Here is a 6207-nt window from a genome sequence, read left to right as displayed (position 1 = left end):
CAACAGGTACTCATGAGCTGCTGCACGAGTTGAGCTTAATGAACATTGTACCTATAATTGCTCATCCAGAGAGAAATCGGGAAATTGCTGAGAATCCCTTAAAACTTCTTGAGCTAATTCAGCTTGGTGCTTTATCCCAAATAACAGCTCATTCACTAACAGGAAGCTTCGGCAAATCCATTCAGACCTTATCGCTGGATCTATGCAAGAATCATTTGGCACATTTCATTTCTTCGGATGCTCATAATACAACAAATCGAGGATTTGCTCTTGCCGGGGCATATGACATATTGCAAGAAAAGCTGGGGATTGATATCGTGAACACCTTCCAAAATAACGCAAACAGTATCATCCATGATCTAGAAATCGAGAGATATCAACCTGTTTGGGAGAAACCAAAGTGGTTTCAGTTTTGGAAATCTAATAAATAAGTTAACTAATTTAATTGAGGTGAATTTTAGCATGACGATGAAAAAGAAAGTAACCGTAACTACAATGGCAGCAAGCATGATGTTTGCATCTATTGCTGGACTTCCATTAAGTGAGAAGGGGTTGGCAAGTAAGCTTGGTTTCACTGTTAGCGTGGCTTCAGCGAATACAGTTCTAGATCAACTAGATGCTTTACATGCTGAATTAGCAAGAGATGCGGTAGGACTTACTAGTGTGAATTCAGTTAAACAATACGTAAAAGATCATCCTATTACAGATAAGAACTTACAGCATCAATTGACAGCAGAAGTCTGGGACAATATTAAAAATAATGCTCCAACTTTGCAATACTCAGCTGTTGCTCAACTTATCAATGCTTTAGACTTATTTTTAGGAGACTCTAATTCCATTGACAAATTGATTCAGGACGAAAACAACCGAGCTGCGATCAGTTTATTGTTCACATCGGTCGGTCTTCCGGGTATCGATGAACCAGACGGTTTGAAAAAGAGTGACATTATCGTATTCCAACAAGCAGCACTCGATGCTTTGAACAGCAAAAAAGACGAGCTTCTGGCAAAAGTGGCTGAGGTCATCATTATTGGTGGCGCAGTGGATACAGAAACAATTAAAAAAGAAATTAATGATATTGTTACCAAAGATGTATTAGAAGCACATAGTGATCTGTTGATCTCTAAATTGCTGAATAAGTACGGTATCACCTTAGGTGATCTGAACGCTGTGCAAAACAGAATCGCGAATTACGTCGATACACAATCGAACTCAACAATTGCCAAGGATGCTAGGACAGCTGTTGAATCTGCTGGATTAAGGTACCTGCTAGGAGACAGAATTAAATATACAAAAAGCAACGGAAGTACATCGTCTGTGGAATTACCTGCTCTAAGTGTGACTTATAACAACCAAGAGTACCCATTGCCTTCAAATTTACTTAAATGGAATGCTCTTGGATCCGGTATTAAATATGACGGAGTTGCTAAAGCTTTTGTATTGACTGGAACTACCCAAGCTTCCGCTAAAATAGAAGCGCGAGATACGAAAATGGGCTTATTGCTCTATATTTCTAAGGCTGCAATAACTTTATCGCCTTCTACCGCAAATCCTGGTCCTAGTACCGGCGGTGGTGGTGGCGGTGGAGGAGGCGTCACAACTCCGCCTGCTACATCTGATCCAACAAAGCCGGATTTAAGTAGCCTATTGAAGGAATTGAACGGGGCAACCGAAGCGAGAAAGCAAGAGATCTTCAAGGAAGCTCAAACCAAAGTTGAGAATGCCATTAAGCAATTGGCAACTTTAGATCTTAAATCTTTGATTAAAGTCCAAGGCGATACGGCGAAGCCGCAATTGAATGTGTCTGAACTCGTAAGCAAGTTGAAGAACATTGCAGCACAAGCCAAAGCGCTTAACGATCAATTGAAGGCGTTGAATCCGGATGCGAAGGAAGTAAAAGTTCAGCTTACTCTTAATTTCGGTGCCATTGATGCGAAAATAACAGAGATTCCTCTAGCAAAAGAACTATTAGCAGCGTCGATGGCAAATGGTATAGATACGATCGCGATTTCCATGAACGGCCTATCACTCGTAGTTAGTCCAGCTGAATTTGATGCAGATACAACCCTCAAGGTGACTAACCAAGATACATCAGTCGCGACGAGTGTAACACAATTACCTGTAGCATCCGGTGTCTATGAATTTGAATTTGCATCTGGCGGTAGTAAAGTAACGAGCTTTAATAAGCCAGTTGAAGTAACTATTCCGGTACCTAACAGTGACAAATTCGATACAGAATTGCTGTCATTGGCCAAAATCGTAGATGGTAAATTAGAGTTTTACGGCGGAAGTTATGCGAATGGGGCATTCAAAGGCGTTCGTAACTCCTTCTCTACGTATACCGTCGTAGAAAATCAAGTTTCTTTTGAAGATACAGCTTCAGTAAAAGCGTGGGCAGGCAGACAAATTCAAGTCGCAGCTGCGAAGGGGATTTTAGAAGGACGTGCTGAGAATGCCTTTGATCCGAATGGATTCGTGACACGTGCTGAATTTGCAAAAATGATCGTCAAAACATTTGCTTTGGAAAACGCAAATGCAACGGAAAATTTTGATGATGTAAATGATCAAGATTGGTACAAAGTCTATGTTGCTTCTGCTGTTAAGAACGGCATTGTAGACGGCAAAGAAGCAGGTAAGTTCGATCCGAATGGGAAGATTACACGTGCTGAAATGTCGGTTATGTCTTCCAGAGCGCTGTCGCTCAAGGGAGTTTCTATCACTCCAGCGAAGGTTGATGAAGCTGCTCAAGCTGCTGTAGTGATTTATCGTTTATTGAATAAATAAGCACCTGGAGGAATCCTCCTCTTAAACCAGAGGGGGGTTCCTTGAATTTTCATACAAACCGACACATATCGACAGAAAAGTTGCGGAGGGAACGGAATGGAACTGGATTTAAGGGATTATATAAAAATCATACAGAAAAGGGTGTGGATGATAGTCACAATTGTTTTGCTAGCAACGATTACAACTGGTGTTATTAGTTATTTCTTTATGCAGCCGATTTACGAGGCATCAACGAAGTTAATTGTTAATAAATCTAATGATCAAGTTGGTTTATCTCAAGTCGACATTAATACAGTAAATCTGAATATTAGATTGATTGATACATATAAGGAAATTATTAAAACCCCTAGAATTATGGACAAGGTAGTTACGGATTACCCAGAATTGAAAATAAGTGCCGAGAATTTAGTCAAGACGGTAAAAGTCAGCTCGGTTAATAATACACAAGTCATGACCCTAATCGTTCAAGATGAGTCGTATGAGCGTGCAGCAAATATCGTGAATGCCGTATCTAAAGTATTTCAAAGCGAAATACCTAAGATCATGAAAGTGGATAATATCTCGCTGTTGAATGAAGCAAAAGATATCGATCAACCGACACCGGTAAAACCGAATAAAAACTTAAACATTGCCATTAGTTTTGTTGTATCCCTCATGCTTGGTTTAGGCATAGCCTTCTTGCTGGAATTCTTGGACGATAAATTAAAAACAGAAGAAGAAGTTCAGCAGTATTTGGGGTTGCCAACCTTAACGATGATTACAAAGATGAAGCCGGAAGATTTACAGAGCCAAAGTCAGAATCAAAGCAAAAGTAATAAGAAAATAGTTGAACAAAGGGTAGGAGAGCCATCAAGTGTCAAACTTAACCAATAAGAGACCAATTATCACCCATCAAAATCCGAAATCGCCTATTTCTGAGGCTTATCGAACTTTGAGAACCAATATTCAATTTTCATCGATCGATGAAGAATTAAAAGTGTTAATGATAACTTCTGCAGGACCAGGGGAGGGTAAATCAACCACACTAGTCAACCTTGCAGTAGCGTATGCTCAAGCGGATAAGAAAGTATTGGTTATTGATGCTGATCTTAGAAAGCCAACAATGCATCATACCTTGCAAGTTTCCAACCGTTGGGGGCTTACCAATTTATTAACCAATCAGCTATCTATTATGGAAGTATTACAGGATACATCTATTAATAATTTAAGCATTATTACATCTGGTCCAATTCCACCTAACCCGTCAGAAATTCTTGCCTCCAAAAAGATGATAAGTGTTTTAGATGAGTTAAAGCAGCAATTCGATATTATTCTTATCGATGCTCCGCCGGCAATTGCGGTGACTGATTCTCAAATTATAGCCACCCGTTCTGATGGCGTTATATTGGTTGTGGATTCTGACAAAGTGAAAAGAGACGCTGCACTAAAAGCGAAACAAAACCTTGATAATGTAAGGGCTAGAATACTTGGTGTTGTTCTTAACAATGTAGATAGAAAAAACAAAGATTCATACTATTACTATTACGGTGAGAGTAAATAGATCACGTTTGTTTTACAGTTTCACAAGTAGCACTTATGTAGTTATTTTCAGGTAATATCTACTGAACCTTTATCACTGTAGATACTCGTCCATGCTGTGGGTGCTTGTCACCTTAGATGTTTATCATCGATGGTGTGGGGTGAGGTAGGGTTCAATGCCCTTATTTTTATTAAAAAAACGAGTCGTGTTGTTTTCGTAGAAGACAACATGCCTGGTTTTTTTAATTCTTTAAACAAATAGATAAAAATGGAGGGATACACATGAAGGGGAAGGTAAGAAAAGCAATTATACCTGCAGCAGGTTTAGGGACAAGATTCTTGCCAGCAACCAAAGCGATGCCTAAGGAAATGCTTCCCATTGTTGATAAGCCTACCATTCAATACATCGTTGAAGAGGCTGTTGAATCAGGCATTGAGGATATTATCATCGTTACGGGTAAAGGGAAGCGGGCTATTGAAGATCATTTTGATAACGCGTTTGAACTTGAATATAACTTAGCGGAAAAAGGAAAGCTTCAGCTTCTTGAAGAGGTATTAAGACCAGCAAAAGTTGAAATTCACTATATTCGACAAAAAGAAGCCAAGGGGCTAGGTCATGCCGTATGGTGTGCACGCCGTTTTATTGGAAATGAGCCTTTTGCTGTTTTATTAGGGGATGATATCGTAAGTGGCAGCACCCCTTGCTTAAAACAACTCATGAAGCAATATGAAATTACTCAATCGTCTGTGATTGGTGTGCAGCCAGTATCTGATCAAGAAACTAAAAGATATGGGATTATAGACCCCATTAGTAAAGAAGAAAATTTATATCATGTCCGAAACTTAGTAGAAAAGCCGGCATATGGAACAGCACCTTCTAATTTAGCAATAATGGGACGTTACATTCTTACCCCTGAAATTTTTGATTTTCTTGAGCTTCAGGAAACAGGCGCTGGGGGAGAAATTCAACTAACAGATGCAATCAGTAAACTAAACGCAACCCAAAACGTATATGCTTATCATTTTAGTGGAACTCGCTATGATGTAGGTGAGAAACTCGGATTTATTCTTACCTCGTTAGAATTTGCTCTAAAAAATGATGAGCTTAGAATTCCGTTACTTGAAGAAATAAATAAAATTATTCAACGAGAATCGTTGCCCCATGCAATTGGGTAGGAGGGATTAAATGCCGAATCTATCTAATGATACACCCGTACTAGAAAATAACCAATATTACAAAAGGACTAATAAGACATACATAAAAGTAATAGAAAGTCCGAATGCTTTGTACTTGTTGACTAAGCGCATAATAGACATTGCGGGTGCCTGTAGTGGCATACTTTTGTTATTCCCATTATTTCTTATTACTGCGTTACTTATAAAACTTGAAGATCCAAATGGAACTGTTTTTTTCTACCAACAGCGTGTGGGCAAACATGAGAAGTTATTTAAAATGTATAAATTTAGATCCATGGTTAGCAACGCAGAGGAGCTTTTTGAGGACCTTCAAGCAAAGAACGAGATTGAAGGACATATGTTCAAAATAAAAGAAGATCCACGGATCACTAAGGTCGGGAAGTTTATTCGGAAATCAAGTATAGACGAGCTTCCCCAACTCTGGAATGTCTTAAAGGGTGATATGAGTCTTGTAGGACCTAGACCTCCACTTGTTCGAGAAGTAGAGTTCTATAGTAGTTATCATAAGCAGCGTTTATTGGTCACACCAGGCTGTACGGGTTTGTGGCAGATTTGTGGGAGAAACAATGTGGGATTTGAGAAGATGGTTGAGTTGGATTTAGAGTATATAAACAAAAAAAGTATACTTCTTGAGTTTAAAATAATTTTCAAAACATTTTTTGTATTATTTGGTTCGAAGGATGCATTTTAGTGAGAAGATAAGTGAGG

6 protein-coding genes are annotated in these 6207 nt (G+C 39.0%); all 6 read left to right on the top strand.

The genetic code is table 11. The annotated features are described in order from the left end of the window. Positions 1 to 431: CpsB/CapC family capsule biosynthesis tyrosine phosphatase (locus tag AC1DUA_RS29475; RefSeq protein WP_477503128.1), on the top strand; the 431-nt coding region annotated here is incomplete at its 5' end. Between the two features lie 37 nt (positions 432 to 468). Then, positions 469 to 2784 carry an S-layer homology domain-containing protein gene (locus AC1DUA_RS29470; protein ID WP_477503127.1) on the top strand — a complete coding sequence of 772 codons (2316 nt, stop codon included), beginning with the start codon at positions 469 to 471 and terminating at the stop codon, positions 2782 to 2784. Positions 2785 to 2880: 96 nt separating this feature from the next. Continuing rightward, complete coding sequence (locus AC1DUA_RS29465) at positions 2881 to 3657, top strand: YveK family protein (protein ID WP_477503126.1); 777 nt, start codon at positions 2881 to 2883, stop codon at positions 3655 to 3657. Continuing rightward, positions 3638 to 4324, top strand: coding sequence for a CpsD/CapB family tyrosine-protein kinase (locus AC1DUA_RS29460; protein WP_477503125.1), 687 nt, complete (start codon positions 3638 to 3640; stop codon positions 4322 to 4324). The genes AC1DUA_RS29465 and AC1DUA_RS29460 overlap by 20 nt, the downstream gene beginning before the upstream one ends. 260 nt (positions 4325 to 4584) lie before the next feature. Then, positions 4585 to 5478 (top strand): UTP--glucose-1-phosphate uridylyltransferase GalU, encoded by an 894-nt coding sequence (galU, locus tag AC1DUA_RS29455; protein WP_477503124.1) that lies wholly within the window; start codon positions 4585 to 4587, stop codon positions 5476 to 5478. A 10-nt stretch (positions 5479 to 5488) separates the two neighbouring features. Next, positions 5489 to 6190 carry a sugar transferase gene (locus AC1DUA_RS29450; RefSeq protein WP_477503123.1) on the top strand — a complete coding sequence of 234 codons (702 nt, stop codon included), beginning with the start codon at positions 5489 to 5491 and terminating at the stop codon, positions 6188 to 6190. Positions 6191 to 6207 lie beyond the last annotated feature (17 nt).

Source organism: Paenibacillus sp. 01T422 (assembly GCF_056398785.1).
This window is presented reverse-complemented; position numbering and strand designations above follow the sequence as displayed.

Bases quoted from the DNA above. Each gene is read 5' to 3' on its own strand.
- AC1DUA_RS29465 (WP_477503126.1), top strand. From the start codon at position 2,881: ATGGAACTGGATTTAAGGGATTATATAAAAATCATACAGAAAAGGGTG.
- AC1DUA_RS29470 (WP_477503127.1), top strand. From the start codon at position 469: ATGAAAAAGAAAGTAACCGTAACTACAATGGCAGCAAGCATGATGTTT.
- AC1DUA_RS29450 (WP_477503123.1), top strand. From the start codon at position 5,489: ATGCCGAATCTATCTAATGATACACCCGTACTAGAAAATAACCAATAT.
- galU (WP_477503124.1), top strand. From the start codon at position 4,585: ATGAAGGGGAAGGTAAGAAAAGCAATTATACCTGCAGCAGGTTTAGGG.